Origin of the sequence: Sphaerothrix gracilis Ecp01 (genome assembly GCF_030405905.1) — a bacterium.
Taxonomy (GTDB): Bacteria; Cyanobacteriota; Cyanobacteriia; order Phormidesmidales; family Phormidesmidaceae; genus Sphaerothrix; species Sphaerothrix gracilis.
Map to the genome: position 1 here is coordinate 93383 of NZ_JASATW010000011.1, position 16371 is coordinate 109753.

Genomic DNA, 16371 nt, shown 5'->3' on the forward strand with positions numbered 1-16371 from the left:
TGGCTAGCTTGACCCAGCCGATCGGCAAGTCATACGATGCCTGGAAAGCCTCTCAAACACTGGGATGGAACAGCATAAGTCTAGGAAAATTCTACGATACTGGTTTGGCCCGCTGCTGCTAGGGCTGAGCCTGTCAGCCTCATTACCTGCCCAAGGACAAGTTTTGCCAGATGGCAGCCTAGGGACTGAGAGATCTATCGTCACGCCCCAGACCATCATCGATGGGCAACAGGCCGATCGGATCGACGGTGGCGCTATCCGCAGCACCAACCTGTTCCACAGCTTTTTAGAATTCAATGTCGGCAGCGGTCAGCGACTCTACTTTGCCAACCCAGCCGGAATTGAAACTATCTTGAGTCGGGTAACGGGCAATAGTCCCTCTAAGATTTTAGGCACGCTGGGCGTCGCTGGCAGTGCCGATTTGTTTCTGCTCAATCCCAACGGCATTATTTTTGGCCCCCAGGCTCAGCTCGACCTGCGCGGCTCTTTTACCGCCAGTACCGCTGCGGCGATCAGCTTTGCCGATGGTAGTGAATTCAGCGCGGCTCAGCCTCAGAGTTCACTTCTGAGCATCAGCGTGCCGCTAGGCGTACAGTATGGGACTCAGGCCCAAGGTGACATTTTGCATCAGGGCGCTTTGGCAGTGGCTTCCGGTGAAAGCCTTACTCTGTTTGGCAATACAACTACCAGCACAGGGACGCTAACAGCCCCCAGCGGCACCGTGCGACTGTTAGGCAATACGGTTAATCTGCTGGAGGCCGCTAGTATTGACGTTTCTAGCACCACTGGCGGCGGCAGCGTTTTTGTTGGCGGTGACTACCGGGGCCGCCCAACTATGCCGACAGCGCAGCGTACAGTGATTGGTCCAAATGCCACAATTCAGGCTGATGCCAGAGCTAACGGCAGTGGCGGCCAAATCATTGTCTGGGCCAAGGAAGCGGCTGAGATTGCCGGAACCCTCAGTGCCAGAGGGGGCGCGATCACCGGTGATGGCGGTCTGATAGAAACCTCCAGTCGTCAGGCACTGCGGCTTAACTTCACTACCGTACCGGATGCCAGCGCGCTCAATGGCGCTGCCGGACTCTGGCTAATTGACCCCACTAATATCACTATCGTAGACAGTGCTTCCCCCTCCCCCCTACCACTCAGCAGCGACGACCCTCAGACCAATACGGGCAACACAGTGCTGGCGCAGGATATTGTAAATGCCTTAGAAAACGGCAGCAACGTCACCCTCACTACTGACATCGGCGGCAATGAGGCTGGCAATATTACTCTAGATACGGCCTTGTCAATCTTTTTGTTTCCCTCCTTCTCTGGCAGCCGTGAACTAAGACTAGAAGCCAGCAACGATATCATTCTCAACCAGCCGATTGAGGTGTCTTCTTTCGGGCCAGCAATTAATATTTTTCTCAATGCGGCCAACGACATTGTGCTCAACAGTAGCGGCTCGATTAAAACAGCTAGCACGGATCAGATAGCTGGAGACGTAGAACTGCGAGCAGGCAATAACATTCTGTTTAATAGCGGTAGTAATATCGACACCTCTGCGACTAGCGGTACTGCCGGTAGCGTGGAGCTTCAGGCTAATAATGCTATTGACTTCCAGTCAGGCAGCTCTATCGATACCTCTGCCAGCGGCGGCGCTGCGGGTGCCATCTCACTGCAGGCCGGTACGCTAACGCTGAGCAATGCCAATCTAGTTTCTGAAGCTGAAGATAGTGTCGGCGGCAACATTACCCTGCAGCTTGATCGCCTGCTGCTACTGCGTCAGGGCAGCCGCATCTCCACGCTAGCCACTGGAACCAGCCCAAACAGCTCTGACGGCAACATCAGCATCACGGCCCCGATTGTTGTGGCTGTTCCCTTAGAAAATAGCGACATTATTGCCCGTGCCAGTCAGGGGGGGAATGTGACGATTGACGCCTCTGGCGGCATTTATGGCTTCACCATTCAAGATACTGCCGATCCACTCAGCGACCCTGAAAACAACATTACGGCAACCGGACAGATCGTCATTGAAATCCCGGATGTCGATCCCAATCGCGGACTGGTGGAACTGCCCACAACCCTGTCAGATGCCGCTAACCAAATTGCTCAGGGATGCGGAACTGGTAGCAGAGTTGCCGAGCAGCAAAGTGAGTTTATTATTAGCGGGCGCGGGGGGTTGCCGCTGCAGCCAGGGGAGGCGATCGCGGCAGACGCGGTATCAGTCCCCTGGGTTAGCGTCATTTCCAACAGCTTTGAGCTAAGTAGCGAGCCATTAGATTCTCTTGAAATGACGCTATTATCAGGCTCTATGCAAAATGACCCCCTGCAGTTTGCTATCTCTGCAGCAAGAGGCTGTGCAGCAAAAGATAATTTCGAGCATGGCGCTACCGAGTAGAGCAAATCTGCACGCCGGCATTTTCAGCATCGTTTTCGCAGCTCAAACCGCTGAGATTTGCCAAATTCGTACCAGAACTGAGCCGAACGTTAGTTAGACGGGCACCGCTCCAGTTGACATTGATTTGGGTGATGCCTCTTAAATCGACATTGCGCAAATTGGCATCGTTGAAGCTGACATCGGTGAAGGTAGCTCCATTAAAGCTGACATTTCTTAAGGTGGCGTTGTTCAAAAAAATATTGCTTAAGCGAGCGTTTGCCAAGTCGACGCTGTCGAATGTCGCGTTGTTGAAAAACGAAAGACTGATTTGGCGTCCAGAGAGATCTATTCTCTGCAGGCTGGCTCTTTTACAGTTGGCTCCTTGCAGTGCCCCATCGTCAGAGACTCCCCTATACCTGCAGGACAGAAAAGGATTCAAATCTTCCCGCTCCTCTTCGTCTTTTAAACTCAGGCTAATATTTTGAGTCTGCTCTTGCTGGACAAGCACTCTAGCCTCATCAGACAGAACAGGAAAGCCGTTGGGACTGCTGGCGATCGCGTTAGCTGAGGCAGCGCCCAACATCGTCAAGCCCAGAAATGCAGCCGCAAGCGGAAAATTAGGGAGCTTCATAATTCATTTTGGGGGGAGATCTACGTGCTTTCTCGGATACTCATCAAGCTTAGTTTTTCTACAGCCAAGGCACCCGAAATTTCACGCAGATTCACAGATGTTTAATACAAAGCTTCAAGCAGCCTATTTGGCGGCTCAACAGCGAGTCCTTAATAGAGAGGGTGTTCCTGCACCCATATCCTGGCATGATGGAAACCTGTAGAAATTTGCGAGATAGGACATTCAGCTATGCGATGTGCAGTGATTAGCCGCGCCGGACAGGTCTTAGCCAACGGTCGACTATTAGTTCACCAAACTGAATCGGGCGACCTGCGCCTAGACTTAGCCACCGACGGCGGACGTTTATTGGAAGGCGGTCTGATTGATGCCGACGGGGACATGTCCGAAGCCAGTCAGGGACTCTCGGAGCGCTTCTTTGAGGTCTGGGGCATGAGCGATCTGATTTTGCAGGTGACAGTGCGCTAGCGCCGCTGAAAAATCACCGACAGATTATTAGCGGGCATGTCTACTGTTTTGAGCAGCGAGAGCTGGTGCTGCTGGGCGATCGCGATTACCGCTTCTAAATCGCGCACTCCCCATTCCGGATTTCTGGCTTGCAGGCTGGCGTCAAAGGTAGCATTGCTGGGCGCGGTGTGCTGGCCGTTTTGCTTGAAGGGGCCGTAGAGATAGAGAAGGCCGTCTATAGGCAAAAGGCGCTCAGCTCCGGCCATCAGCCCTAGGCAAGCAGACCAGGGAGCAATGTGAATCATGTTGATATTGACGATGGCGCAGATGGGCTGCTGTGCTAAGTCAAGCGCCTGTAGAGGCTCAGGCAAGGGACTCTGTTCCACCGGCCACGGGGCCTCACGCGCGTCTAGCGCCACCGGCCCATAGAGATTGTCTGCAGCACTGTGGGCTTGCCAAGCGGCAATGCTGGCTCGTGCCTCCGGGCTGAGATCCGAAGTAATCCAGGCGGGCGATCGCAGGCGCGGTGCCAAGAAAACGGCATGTTCTCCGGTGCCGCTTGAAATTTCTAACACCGCTCCGTCAGAGGGGAGTACCTGCTGTAGCACTTGAAGAATCGGCTCTCGGTTACGCTGGGTGGCGGGGGCAAACTGGCGGGCATCCACGGGCTGAGACATCTCCCTATCAATCGCTACAGACGTAAAGTTTTATTGCTCTAAAGCTATTTTCATGCTTTTGACCGCTTTCAGAGCTGGGAGCGGTCTGTTAACATTCGTAAATAATATGAGAGTATAAGCTCAGATGCAGAGCTTGAATTATAAAGAACCTATTTTTCAACTAAAGCAGCCCCTTCACCAGCCGCAGGACAGGCAGGGCGTTTTTCATCTGCGCTGGGGGGGCGATCGCGCTTTTTTAGAAACCTACTATACGCGGCTAGATCAGGCTCTCATTTTATGGGCCTGGTGCGTGTTTGTCATTTTTGCCACTGCTCAGTTTTCGCCGCTGGACTGGTACTGGCAGGCGATCGCCTGGTCTAGCCTGTCCGGTCTAGCAATCATGGTGACCAACTGGCTCACCTGGCAGTGGGCCCAGCTCAAAAATCTCCGCTGGATTATTTACTACTGGTCAGCCCTGATGCTGCTCGGTGTCTGTCTCACCGACTATGGCATTTTTGGAGGCTGTCCCAGCATTCTGCTCAATCTTTGTCCTCTCTGGCTGGGCCTCAGCGCTCTAGGATATGGCGTCACGGCAGGGGGAATGCGATCGCGGGCGCTGGCTCTGACTAGCGGCCTGCATTTAGGCGCGATCGCGGCTTTACCCTGGTTTCTTGGCTGGCAATTTTTGTTTACGGGCAGCGTGATTGCGCTCAGCCTAGTCTTTCTGTCGGTTCTACAGTGGGATCATCAATAGTAGAGCAAGCTATGGTTCTGCAGGGCTTAAGCGGTTGCCCGACGGCGCAGTTGCTCCCCGATTAGCAGTATAAGCACCAGAGCGATCGCTAAACCGCCTGCCGTCAGGCAAAGGGAAGGCGTTGTCAGGTGGCGCACAGCAATCGCCCCAAAGGCCCAGACATAGACCAGCGTAAAAGCCACATCCCGGCGCTGCAAGGCCACCAAAGCCGCCAGCAGTCCGCCCACAATCAGCATCAGCACCGTCCAGCCGACGGCGCTGAGTCCCCAGCCCTGCCAGCCAAGACTATACAGAGCTGAGGCCACGTTGACTATTGTGGCAACTGAGATCCAGCCTAGATAGATACTCAGCGGTACTTGGGCAAACCATTTTCGCTGACGAGAAACGGCTTCTTGTAAGGGATTTATCTGCAGGTAAGCGCCAATCAGAGCGAACAAAATCGCCAGCATGGCGAGAACAGAGAGGCTAAAGAGCTGCAGCGTAAACAAATAGACCCAGATGATTTGAGCCACACAGGCAACAATTAGCCGCACGTTGACCCGCTGAATATCGGCGGCTCGACGCTGGGCTGGGCGTAGCTGATACAGCCCATAGGCAATCAGCCCTATATAAATGACGCCCCAAATGGCAAAGGCATAGCCAGCGGGCGTGATCAAAACGCCGCTAAGAACTGTATTAGAAATCTCACCAATGTTCTGCCCTTGGGGCGGATACAGGTTGGAGAGGGCATTGACAATGAGCGTCGCTAGGATAGCAGCTAACGTAGCGATCGCCAGCCCTGAGCCTGCTTTCGATGCTGTCTGTGGAGTCGATGGCCTCATGGGATCTGTCTTACCGCGCCAAACGCTGGCATCCTAGCGCACTGCTGTCCCAAAACACCACCTACCAAAGCAAGACCTACGCCAGTACCGTACAAAGATTTGTAGTTAAGTTGGCAGACAACTGTCCCTAATTGCTGAAGATAGGGAGGGGGCTGCCCGTTGCACTATCAATCGGCTGTTTAAGATGACCTTATTTTCACAAGATCGGATTCTCGTTCCTATTGACTTTTCGGAGGAGGCGTTTCAAGCCTTAGATGACACCCTCAGCTTTGTCAGCGATCCCACTAAAGTTCATGTTCTGCACGTCTTGCCCGCGTTGGAAGCCACCGATCCGGGGGTGATTTGGCAAACCATAGATGAAAAGAGCCGTCGCGAGCATGTTGAAGAGGCTTTTTACGCTAAGCGCTCTTCAGAAGCCGATAAGAAGCTACATTTCCAGGTAGTTGTGGGCAATGCTAGCTCTGAAATTATTGACTACGCTACCCATAATGACATTGATCTGATTGTGATTCCCTCTCACGGGCGTACCGGCATTGCCCGCTTTTTCCTCGGCTCGGTAGCTGAGCGGGTGGTCAGATTTTCCCACTGCCCGGTTTTAGTATTGCGCCAGTAGACGGTTGAATCGGGTGGGGGCTGCCCGCTTCCTCGTAGCTCAATTAGCAGAGGACGGTTCGGCGGCTAGCTCAGCGCTGAGAAAATCTACAAACTGCCGCGCCGTCCGGCCCGATCGCCCATTATGCCGCGTGGCCCACTGCAAAGCTCTGGCTTCTAGCTCATTAGCAGGCAAATCAATCTCAGCCTGCTGAGCTAAGTGATGCACAATCACTAAATAAGTAGACTGATCGGCAGGTTCAAAAGTGAGGGTGAGACCGAAGCGATCGCTAAAAGACAGCTTTTCCTGCACCGTATCCCAGGTATGGATTTCATCGGCATCGCTGGGACGGGGGCGATCGTCAAAAAATTCCCGCACCAAATGGCGGCGGTTAGAAGTGGCGTAGACCACTAGGTTTTGTGCCCGCGCCGTGACGCTGCCCTCCAAGACTACCTTGAGCGCCTTGAACGACTCATCATCCTCTTCAAACGAGAGATCATCGACGAAAATAATAAACTTTTGCGGCAGCGATCGCACTCGCTCCACAATCTGCGGCAGCGCTTGTAAGTTAGCCTTAGTCACTTCGATAAGTCGCAGCCCGCGATCGCCATATTCATTCACCAGCGCCTTCACCAGCGAGGACTTCCCCGAGCCGCGACTGCCATAGAGCAATACGTGCAGCGCCGCTCGCCCCGCCAGCAAAAACTCCGTGTTGCGTATCAGCGTCCTGCGGGGATGATCGTAGGCAGCCAGTTCATCCAGGCGAACCGGATCTGGGTGAGCAATACCTAAGAGCTGCCCCTGCTGCCAGCGCAGCGCTCGAAACTCAGCAAACAGGCCCGTTCCCTGCTGCTGATAGTGGATGGCCAAAGCGCTGACGGCCTCAGCCCAGTCTGAGCGCTGCGTCCAGTCAGGGACAGTGTCTTTTTCCAGCGTCCAGGGCACCAGAGAGATAGATTTCTCACAGAGACAGCTAACCCAGCGGACGACTTCCTCAGGCTGACAACGATATAAATCCTGCAAAATTTTCAAGTCGTGCCTAGCCGCCTGCACCAGCGCTGGCGGTAGCTGACTCAGCTCAGCCTGCTGCACCTGCCGGCTAAAGACATTGTCGTCCTGCAGAATTTGCTCGACTAAATACTGCTGCCAGGTTTGGCCCTGCTCAGCTAGAGCCGCAAACCAGAGACCGTAAGTGCGTAAACTGCGCTCTGCCTCTTGATTCGCCAGGGTTTCTAAAAGCTGTAAAAAAAGCTGGCCTAGGGGCGGCTGCAAAACGTTTTGATAGAGCAAAAGCGCCGCTGCCTGCTGGCGATAGCGATTGATTGGCGTCAAAATGTCGGCTGTCAGACCACCCATAGCAACCTATAAACCTGAGACTGGCTGAATGTTACGAATTCGTTGAAACTGACGGCGACCTTGCGGAAACCTGGCACGATAGAGGCTTGCAGCGTCGAGAGTGAGCCAGCTTATGAATTTAGGTATAGTAGCAGCGATCGCCTACGGTCTCCTAGCGCTAGTCGGTGGCGTCATTGGATATGCCCAGGCCAAGAGTCAGGTTTCTTTGGTTTCAGGCATTGTGAGCGGCTTGCTGCTGATCTTGGGCGGCATTTTGCAGTTTCAGGGAATTGCCTGGGGCTGGACGTTGTCTTTAGTCGTCACAGTGCTGCTGATTGTCGTCTTTATCAGCCGCTATCTCAAAACCCGCAAGCCCATGCCCGCTATTTTGATGGTGGTTGCTGGCATCATTGCCATGGTCGCCATGCTGAACGCGGCCTAAAGCCAAACTGAGTGGACGAACCTGCATCAGTTATCAAGACTGAGACAATTTCTGCTATCCAACGGCCATAATCAATCGCCAAAGCTTAGACTGTTCGATATAACTTTTAAAGTTCTGAAGCGTTCAATTAAACAGGGATACGCCTGTCAAGGGGGGCTTGTATGGGGCCATCAATCCTAGTCTTAGCTTTTGTGGTCATTGGCTATACGATTGGTTCGGTTCGGGTGATTAAACAGGGAAATGAAGCGCTGATAGAGCGGCTGGGTCGCTATCAGCGCAAGCTCAGACCGGGTCTGAACTTTATTGTTCCTGTCGTCGATAGCGTGGTGCTAGAAGACACGATTCGAGAGCAGCTTTTGGATATTGAACCGCAATCTGCGATTACCGCCGATAACGTACCCCTAGAAGTTGACGCCGTTGTCTATTGGAAAATCCTGGATCTAGAGCGCACCTACTACGCCATTGAGAACGTGGAGGAAGCGATTGAGGAATTGGTGACTACAACGCTGCGATCGGCGATCGGCAAAATGAAGCTGGAAGAAACCTTTTCTTCCCGTGATGAGCTAAATAAAGTTCTGCTAGATCAGCTCGATGAAGCCACCGAACCTTGGGGCGTAAAGGTGACGCGGGTGGAGGTGCAGAGTATTGAGCCGCCCCAGCAGGTGAGAGACTCTATGCAGCTTCAGCAGGCAGCAGAAATTAAAAAGCGAGCCGCCATTACAGAAGCCGAGGGAGAAAAACAGGCCGCTATTTCTCGTGCTGAAGGGACGGTGCAGTCAATGCGCCTGCTCTCTGAAGCCCTGCAGGGCGCTAAGAATCGCCAGCAGGTCTTGAATTTTTTGCTAGCTCAGCAGTATGTGGAATCGAACCAAAAGCTGGGAGAGAGCAGCAACTCCAAAGTCGTCTTTATGGATCCGAAGTTTTTGTCGGAGGGACTGGTTGAGCTAATCAATGAGCCAACTGATCAGGTAGAACCCGGCAATGACGATTAGAAAAAGGATCTAAGATGGAAGGCTGAGACGTTCTTACTGCCTTCCTATGTCTAGCCCTCATGCCGCCGTCGCATCGTCATCCGTTCCGCTGCTGGGTCTGGGGCCTGAGCAGCTTACGGCTTGGGTGCAGGCGCAGGGTCAGCCTGCTTACCGGGGCAAGCAGTTACACCAGTGGATTTATCAGCAAGGGGCGCGATCGCTCAGCGAGATTACCGTTTTCTCTAAGGCGTTCCGTCAGGCTGTAGCCGACACGCCAGTGGGTCGTTCTGAAATCTATCGTCGCTCCCAGGCTCCAGACGGAACGGTCAAGTTTCTGCTGAAGCTGGCCGATCAGCAAATTATTGAAGCGGTCGGCATTCCGGCAGATAAGCGGCTGACGGTTTGCGTGTCATCCCAGGTAGGCTGTCCGATGGCCTGTGACTTTTGCGCGACAGGCAAAGGCGGCTATATTCGCAACCTGGCCGTCCACGAGATTGTCGATCAGGTGCTGACGGTGCAGGAAGACTTTCAGCAGCGGGTGAGCAACATCGTGTTCATGGGCATGGGCGAACCGCTGTTGAATGCCGACAATGCGATCGCGGCGATTCAGTCCATTAACCGCGATATCGGCATTGGTCAGCGATCGATCACCCTTTCAACCGTTGGCATTCCGGGGCGCATTCGGCAGTTAGCCGACCGCGATCTGCAAATCACCCTGGCGGTAAGCCTGCACGCTTCCAACCAGACGCTACGGCAGCAGCTCATTCCCAGCGCTAACCATTACCCCCTAGCCGCCCTGATCGAGGAATGCCGGGACTATGTTAAACAGACCGGGCGGCGGGTGTCGTTTGAGTATATTTTGCTGGCAGGGCTAAACGATCAGCCAGTTCATGCAGCAGAATTAGCCAGCCTGCTGCGCGGCTTCCAAAGCCACGTCAATTTGATTCCTTATAATCCTATTGCTGAAGTCGAGTATCAGCGGCCTACCCGGCAGCAGGTGGATGCGTTTGCTCAGGGTCTGCGCGATCGCCATATCGCCGTCAGCATTCGCTATTCTCGCGGTCTGGAAAAAGATGCGGCCTGCGGTCAGCTCCGAGCCTCAACGGTATCCGAGCCCACGCTGGCGTCGTAATTTCAGCGCCTAAACCGTAAAAAGCCCCAGACTGGGTCTGGGGCAGTGCCTTAAAGAATTTCATCAAAAGGTTTTTTGAAATAGCGATATTTGCCTATCGGCATGGCACTTAGCCGTTATGCGCTCATGCAAATAGACCCGGCGCGTAGGCTTCGATCACGCGACCTGTGCTAGAGCAGGTAATCATCAGATAGTCGCAGCGAGGGCACTGGGTTCGTACCAGGCGATCGCTAGACAGATAGTGCCGCTCAGCAGAGTTGCCACAGTTGGGGCAATAAATGCTTTCGACACTTTCAACACTTTCAATACTTTGGATAGTCTTCATCTTGGAACTCCCGATGCAGTAGTTTTACGGAGAAAAGCAGTTTCAAATTGCAGAAGTTGTGGGGTTTGGCTTTAGATAAATACAGTTTGCCCGTATTCGTTAAAGAAAGTTCAACTTAGGCAATAAGCCTTATTATGTTTTTCATTATGTCAACTTTTCATGTGATTGGCAATCCTGTTTTAGTTAGAAAAAAAGCGGGGATCGCCTTTATTGAGGGCGATCCCCTTAGTCAAAGTGCCCACAACTCCGAGCTTATGAACCCTTTCAAGACTTCTCTCTCTGCCTATAGATAGATCTTAAAAATGTCTTAAGCTTGAATCAAGCTAGTTTTATTTGATTCAAAGGATATGCTTCAGATACAAACTTTTATAACTCTTAATGAAACACAGGAGCGATCGCAGATAATAGCTTCCCTGCCATAATTAATCTCTAAAAAGCCTGATTTTCTTAAGAAACTTTGAACAAATCTCAGCCTATTGACTGATGTTCTTCAGCGATCGCTTCACACGATTAGAGCTATCAGCAAACTCCCGTCGGGCAATAGCCCTAGCGCCATCGTCATGGAACACTGCTCGCTTGTGAGGAGTCCCCTTCACCCACTTAGTCTTGAGCTTTCTATTTGTTTCAATCTCGACCTTTTGGGTTTCTAGGAGTCGGAGGGATGGAAGTAATCGTAAATTTGCTGGGCTAGGCTCGGCCCAATGCCTGGTACCGTGGTGAGCTGTTGGGGTGAGGCTTCGCGGATGTAGTCGATGGAGCGAAACGTAGCTAAAAGCTGTTTTTGGCGATGATGTCCTAGCCCTGGAATTTCGCTGAGGCGCGATCGCCGCATACGATCGCTGCGTTTTTTGCGGTGGAAGCTAACGGCAAAGCGATGGGCCTCATCTCGCAGCCGTCGCAGCAACTGCACTCCTGGCTGCTCGGCCTCCGTGGTCAGCGGTAGTGAGGTTTCCGGTAAAAACACCTCTTCTCGCTGCTTCGCCAGACTGATTACCCGCACGTCCTGCAGCAGGTTCATCTGTCTCAGCTCATTCACCACCGCTGAGAGCTGCCCCTTACCACCGTCAATCATAATTAGGTCGGGCCAGTCAGGATTACCTACCCGCTCCTTGGCTGGGTCAGCCGCATAGCGCCGAAACCGCCGCCGAATCACCTCGGCCATGCTGGCAAAGTCGTCTGAGTGTCCGGCTCTGACTTCCGGATTTTTAATTTTGTAGTGGCGGTAGTGCTGCTTGGCGGGCAGACCATCCACAAATACTACCTGGGAAGCCACCGCATCTGACCCTTGAATGTGGGAAATGTCATAGCCTTCAATGCGGCGGGGCATTTCCGGCAGATCAAGGATATCGGCTAGATCCAGCAGAGACTGAGCCGTGCGATCGGCAAAGCGCTGGGTGCGGGCCAGTTCATACTGGGCATTGCGCTCCACCATCTCCACCAGCTCGGCCTTGACCTGTCGCTGCGGCGTAGAAATCGCTACTTTACGGCCCTTGCGCTGGCTCAGATACTGGGCCAGCATATCTGCTTCCGGCAGCTCATGCTGCACGGCAATTTCTGCCGGAATCTCAATTGGCTCCACGGTTTGATAGTGTTCTTCTAGCACCCGCTGCAGAATGTCACCGGGCGTTCCCGACTGGGCCTCAGCGTTGAAGCCTAACCGCCCAACTAAGCGACCAGCTCGAATTTGGAAAAGCTGAATACAGGCGTGCTGATCGTCGCTGGCCAAAGCGATTGCGTCGCGCGAGATCGTATCGTCAGAAAGCGCGGTTTTTTGATTCGCCGTGAGAGACTGCAATCCTCGGAGCTGATCGCGGATTTGGGCCGCCTGCTCGAAGTTAAGCTTCTCTGCCGCCTTTTCCATCTGCTGGGTCAGAATCGCCTCTAGTTCCTGAGTACGTCCCTGGAAGATCATGGCTACCCGCTGCACGATTTTGTGATAGTCCTCAGGCGAGATCAGCTGCTGACAAACGCCGGGACAGCGACCAATGTCGTAGTTGAGGCAGGGTCGATCTTTAAAAAGAGGCTGGGGCCGCTGCCGCAGCGGAAAGATGCGCTTGACCAGATGCAGCGTCCGCCGCAGCAGGCCGGTATCGACGTAGGGACCATAGTAGCGATCTTGAGCTTTTTTCCGCCGCTTGCGGGTGATAAAAATGCGGGGATAGCTTTCTGACCAGGTGATGCAGAGGTAGGGGTATTTTTTATCGTCCTTTAGCAGCACGTTGAAGTGGGGCTGGTGCTGCTTAATTAGGTTGGCCTCTAGGGCTAAAGCTTCTGCTTCGGTGTCTGTGACAATAAACTCAATCTCAGCTACCTGCATCACCATCATGGCAATGCGGGGGGTGTGCCCCTGGCGATCGCGAAAATAGGAACGGACGCGGGCTTTCAAATACTTAGATTTGCCAATGTAGAGAATCTGATCGCTGGCGTCTTTCATAAAGTAGACGCCCGGCTCTTTGGGGATTTCGCGGAGACGAGCTTCTAGGCGATCGGGATCTTGAATAAGGGCTTGTGGTTGCGAATCTATCTTCACAGCCTGATCTAACTTTACGGGCAGCATCACTACGATAGCTAGAAAAAGCCGCTGACGGCAGCTAAAGCCGCTAGAGAAAGAGGCGAAGTTGCCGTACCTGAGCGACTTCGGCACAGCCCTCAAGGATAAGCTTTGGCTTTAAGGTATTATTATATACTTAAGGAGCCTGCGTATTTTTAGCGAATTTCAGAACAAGCCAGCCTCGATTACCCTGAAGGATCGATAGAGTAAAGTCATAACCTTCGGTTATAAGTTCCTTGTGTTCCTGTAGATTCGTTACATTCACACTATGAATATTCAAGACTTTGAAGTTCGCTATCGCGAAGAGATTGGGGAGATTCTGAACCAGCTCCAGACCGTCGTTTTGCTCTCTTCTCAGATTGAAGCCCGGATTGCGCGTATCGGAGACTCTATTCAGCAGCTCAGCCAAACGGTTGAAAGCTTTATGACAGAGCAAAAGCAGGAGTAGATAGTTAGCTAAATTTTCGCACCCCAATATTTCAGCCGCACAAATCAGGTCACGATTTGCGGTTGCCTAAAAATTTACTAGCCACTGGGCGATCGCATAAATGATAGGGGCTAGGACGAGAGCGGGCAGAAAAGAAGCCACCCGAATTTTGCCCACCTGGAGCAGGTTGAGTCCCAGTCCTAAAATCATAATTCCGCCCGCTCCCGTGGCCAAGGCAATTCCCGGATCGCTGGCCGGATCGCCAATCAGTTGGGACAGCGTGCTAGCTAATAACGAGACGCCCCCCTGAAATAGCAAAATGACTAAGGCCGAAAACCCCACGCCAATCCCGTAACTGCCGGTCAGAGCGATCGCGGCGAGGCCGTCCATTGCCGCCTTCAGCGTCAGCAGGGTGTCATCACCGCTGAGGCCGTTATTAAGACTGCCAATCAGGGTTAGCGGCCCGACGCAAAACAGCAGGCTAGCGGCCACAAAGCCTTCAGTAAACTTGCCGCCGCCGCGAAACTGGCGCTTGAGGCGATCGCCTAAGGCTGTCAGCTTGGCCTCGATCGCCCACCATTCTCCCAGCAGTCCTCCCAGCACCAGTGCCAAAAGTCCTAAGATGATGCCGTCTATAGGGCCAGCATTGGCCTGGGCTAGACTAGCTGCCATACTGACGCCAATAAATAAGGTCAGCAGCCCTACCGCCTGGGTGATAATCGTCTGCATTGCCTGCGGCAGGCGATGGCGCAGCAGCAAACCGCAGCCAGTACCCACCAGCACTGTGGCTACGTTGATCCAGGTACCACTGGTTTTGATCAAAAAATCAGGCATCAGCCGCGTCTCGCTTTTTCTCAGTCACTTCGTTACTCTAAGCAATAAACGCTCTTTTAGCTTCAGATTCAAATCGCCATGACCTCTACCGTCAGTCTGCTACGGGCAACTACCTACGATCTTCCTCAGCTCCGCCAGTCGTTAGAGAGTCTGCTAGCGCCCCTAGGAGGCATGGCGGCTATTGTCAAACCGGGCGATCGCGTTCTGCTGAAGCCCAATCTGCTCACCGGCGCTAAGCCAACCCAGGAATGCGTCACCCGGCCCGAAATCGTCTACTGCGTGGCGCAGCTCGTCAAAGCAGCCGGGGGGGAGCCTTTTCTAGGGGACAGTCCGGCCTTTGGTAGCGCTAGGGGAGTAGCAGAAGCCAATGGTTATCTGCCGCTAATGACAGAGCTGGGTTTGCCAATCGTGGAGCTACACGGCAAGCGATACGAGACAGGTAGCGCTGAATTTAATCACTTGCTGCTGTCGCGAGAGACGATGGAGGCAGACGTAGTGATTAACTTGCCCAAGGCCAAATCACACGTCCAGCTCACCCTGACTCTGGGCGTTAAAAACCTGTTTGGCTGCGTTCCCGGCAAGATGAAAGCCTGGTGGCACATGGAAGCGGGTAAAGATCGCCAGCGTTTCGGCCAAATGCTGGTAGAGACAGCTCGCACCATCAGTCCTGAGCTGACTATTCTCGACGGCATCATCGGCCACGAGGGCAATGGCCCCAGCGGCGGTGAACCTCGCCAGCTAGAGCTTTTGGCTGCCTCGACCGATGTGTTTGCCCTCGATCGCGCCATAGTTGAAATCCTTAGCATCAATCCGCAGCAGGTACCCACTCTAGTAGCGGCGCAGCGGCTAGGGTTGACAGCAAATCTCGGAGCGATCGCTTTTCCCCTACTGCAGCCAGCAGATCTAAAGATTACGGACTGGCAGCTACCGGAAAAGCTCGTCCCCATTGACTTTGGCCTGCCGAGAGTGGTGCGCTCCACCTTCAAACACTTCTATATTCGCTTTATCAAAGAGCCATTTGCTGCTTATGCAGGCCGTACCTGAGCCAGTTGAATAACTGCAACGTTATGTCTAAGAAAAAACAGCCGGACACCGATATCGCCTCCCAGACTGATAAACGCGATCGGCTGAGCCGAAAAGTCTACCAAAAAGAACTGGCCCGCCTGCAGGTAGAGCTGGTTAAACTGCAGGAATGGGTCAAGCATAAAGGTCTTAAAATTGTGGTCATTTTTGAAGGCCGTGATGCGGCTGGCAAAGGTGGCGTTATCAAGCGGATTGCTGACTGCCTGAATCCGCGCATCTGCCGCATCGCGGCTCTAGGTAAGCCCACTGAAAAAGAGCGGACTCAGTGGTACTTTCAGCGCTACGTGGCGCATTTGCCTGCGGCTGGAGAGATTGTACTGTTCGATCGCAGCTGGTACAACCGGGCCGGGGTTGAACGGGTGATGGGCTTTTGCACCTATAACGAATACGTGGAGTTTTTGCGATCTTGCCCAGAGTTTGAACATATGCTGCAGCGCGCCGGCATCATTTTGATTAAATACTGGTTTTCAGTCAGCGATGCCGAACAAGAACGGCGATTTCAGGCCAGACTTGCCGATCCGACGAAGCGCTGGAAGCTGAGTCCGATGGACTTAGAGGCGCGGGCGCGCTGGGTGGAGTATTCCAAGGCCAAAGATGACATGTTTGCAGCCACAGACACCACGCGATCGCCCTGGTACGTGGTCGAAGCCGATGATAAAAAGCGGGCGCGACTCAACTGTATTCGCCACTTGCTGAGCTGCATTGACTATGAAGATCTGACGCCTCAGCCTCTAGAGCTACCGCCACGCCAAAAGTCAATTGACTACCAGCGTCCTCCCATGACCACTCAAAATTTTATTCCAAATATGTACTAGCTGAATTAAGGCAAAGACAGCATCAAAACAGTTGAATCAGACTTTTGAGCAGTGTGCCCCAGTCCCGGCCAGTGACGGCACGATTGCGGGCTATGTCGGTACCGCTGAAAATGCTACCGAGCGCCAGTGAGTAAAAGCTGAGCGCGATCGCCTGCTAGTTAGCGAGCAGGCGATGCGTCAGCAGGTCGAAACC

General features: G+C 53.3%; 18 protein-coding genes. 10 read left to right on the forward strand and 8 right to left on the reverse strand.

The annotated features are described in order from the left end of the window. Window positions 1-64: 64 nt before the first annotated feature. A complete protein-coding gene (locus QJQ48_RS14045; RefSeq protein WP_346291868.1) occupies window positions 65-2386 on the forward strand; it encodes a two-partner secretion domain-containing protein in 2322 nt (773 codons plus the stop codon). On the opposite strand, the gene QJQ48_RS14050 is transcribed toward QJQ48_RS14045, so the two are convergent. Then, window positions 2376-2996: a pentapeptide repeat-containing protein gene (locus QJQ48_RS14050; RefSeq protein ID WP_346291869.1), complete on the reverse strand. Its 621-nt coding sequence runs from the start codon at window positions 2994-2996 to the stop codon at window positions 2376-2378. The genes QJQ48_RS14045 and QJQ48_RS14050 overlap by 11 nt on opposite strands. A 228-nt stretch (window positions 2997-3224) precedes the next feature. On the opposite strand from QJQ48_RS14050, the gene QJQ48_RS14055 reads away from it, so the two are divergent. Continuing rightward, window positions 3225-3461, forward strand: a complete 237-nt coding sequence (locus QJQ48_RS14055) for a hypothetical protein (protein WP_346291870.1) — start codon at window positions 3225-3227, stop codon at window positions 3459-3461. On the opposite strand, the gene QJQ48_RS14060 is transcribed toward QJQ48_RS14055, so the two are convergent. After that, on the reverse strand, window positions 3458-4117 hold the full coding sequence (locus QJQ48_RS14060) for a DUF938 domain-containing protein (protein WP_346291871.1): 660 nt from the start codon (window positions 4115-4117) through the stop codon (window positions 3458-3460). The two genes, QJQ48_RS14055 and QJQ48_RS14060, sit on opposite strands and share 4 nt — an antisense overlap. 124 nt (window positions 4118-4241) lie before the next feature. On the opposite strand from QJQ48_RS14060, the gene QJQ48_RS14065 reads away from it, so the two are divergent. Next, complete coding sequence (locus QJQ48_RS14065) at window positions 4242-4850, forward strand: hypothetical protein (protein ID WP_346291872.1); 609 nt, start codon at window positions 4242-4244, stop codon at window positions 4848-4850. A 26-nt stretch (window positions 4851-4876) separates the two neighbouring features. On the opposite strand, the gene QJQ48_RS14070 is transcribed toward QJQ48_RS14065, so the two are convergent. Beyond that, window positions 4877-5671: a tryptophan-rich sensory protein gene (locus QJQ48_RS14070; protein ID WP_346291873.1), complete on the reverse strand. Its 795-nt coding sequence runs from the start codon at window positions 5669-5671 to the stop codon at window positions 4877-4879. 184 nt (window positions 5672-5855) lie between these two features. Here QJQ48_RS14070 and QJQ48_RS14075 point away from each other — a divergent pair, with 184 nt between their 5' ends. Beyond that, a complete protein-coding gene (locus tag QJQ48_RS14075; protein WP_346291874.1) occupies window positions 5856-6284 on the forward strand; it encodes a universal stress protein in 429 nt (142 codons plus the stop codon). 39 nt (window positions 6285-6323) lie between these two features. Here the strand turns inward: QJQ48_RS14075 and QJQ48_RS14080 are convergent, their stop codons facing one another. Continuing rightward, window positions 6324-7619: an ATP-binding protein gene (locus QJQ48_RS14080; protein ID WP_346291875.1), complete on the reverse strand. Its 1296-nt coding sequence runs from the start codon at window positions 7617-7619 to the stop codon at window positions 6324-6326. A gap of 112 nt (window positions 7620-7731) precedes the next feature. On the opposite strand from QJQ48_RS14080, the gene QJQ48_RS14085 reads away from it, so the two are divergent. From QJQ48_RS14085 to rlmN, 3 genes are all read left to right on the forward strand, one after another. Further along, window positions 7732-8040 carry a TMEM14 family protein gene (locus QJQ48_RS14085; protein ID WP_346291876.1) on the forward strand — a complete coding sequence of 103 codons (309 nt, stop codon included), beginning with the start codon at window positions 7732-7734 and terminating at the stop codon, window positions 8038-8040. A 161-nt stretch (window positions 8041-8201) separates the two neighbouring features. After that, window positions 8202-9032: an SPFH domain-containing protein gene (locus QJQ48_RS14090; RefSeq protein WP_346291877.1), complete on the forward strand. Its 831-nt coding sequence runs from the start codon at window positions 8202-8204 to the stop codon at window positions 9030-9032. Window positions 9033-9078: 46 nt separating this feature from the next. Beyond that, entirely contained in the window at window positions 9079-10143 is a 1065-nt protein-coding gene (rlmN, locus tag QJQ48_RS14095) for a dual-specificity RNA methyltransferase RlmN (protein ID WP_346291878.1), read from the forward strand. Between the two features lie 124 nt (window positions 10144-10267). Here the strand turns inward: rlmN and QJQ48_RS14100 are convergent, their stop codons facing one another. From QJQ48_RS14100 to uvrC, 3 genes are all read right to left on the reverse strand, one after another. Beyond that, entirely contained in the window at window positions 10268-10468 is a 201-nt protein-coding gene (locus QJQ48_RS14100; RefSeq protein ID WP_346291879.1) for a replication restart DNA helicase PriA, read from the reverse strand. Window positions 10469-10941: 473 nt separating this feature from the next. Further along, entirely contained in the window at window positions 10942-11064 is a 123-nt protein-coding gene (locus tag QJQ48_RS14105) for a hypothetical protein (protein ID WP_346291880.1), read from the reverse strand. A gap of 50 nt (window positions 11065-11114) precedes the next feature. Further along, window positions 11115-13025, reverse strand: coding sequence for an excinuclease ABC subunit UvrC (gene uvrC, locus QJQ48_RS14110; protein WP_346291988.1), 1911 nt, complete (start codon window positions 13023-13025; stop codon window positions 11115-11117). Between the two features lie 262 nt (window positions 13026-13287). Here uvrC and QJQ48_RS14115 point away from each other — a divergent pair, with 262 nt between their 5' ends. Beyond that, window positions 13288-13467, forward strand: a complete 180-nt coding sequence (locus QJQ48_RS14115) for a hypothetical protein (protein WP_346291881.1) — start codon at window positions 13288-13290, stop codon at window positions 13465-13467. Window positions 13468-13533: 66 nt separating this feature from the next. Here QJQ48_RS14115 and QJQ48_RS14120 read toward each other — a convergent pair whose 3' ends face one another. Next, entirely contained in the window at window positions 13534-14280 is a 747-nt protein-coding gene (locus QJQ48_RS14120) for a DUF554 domain-containing protein (RefSeq protein WP_346291882.1), read from the reverse strand. A gap of 78 nt (window positions 14281-14358) precedes the next feature. Here QJQ48_RS14120 and QJQ48_RS14125 point away from each other — a divergent pair, with 78 nt between their 5' ends. Next, the gene (locus QJQ48_RS14125) at window positions 14359-15324 is read left to right on the forward strand and encodes an Npun_F2552 family protein (RefSeq protein ID WP_346291883.1); all 966 of its coding nucleotides are present in this window, start codon (window positions 14359-14361) and stop codon (window positions 15322-15324) included. Window positions 15325-15347: 23 nt separating this feature from the next. Beyond that, a complete protein-coding gene (gene ppk2, locus QJQ48_RS14130) occupies window positions 15348-16178 on the forward strand; it encodes a polyphosphate kinase 2 (RefSeq protein ID WP_346291884.1) in 831 nt (276 codons plus the stop codon). Window positions 16179-16371 lie beyond the last annotated feature (193 nt).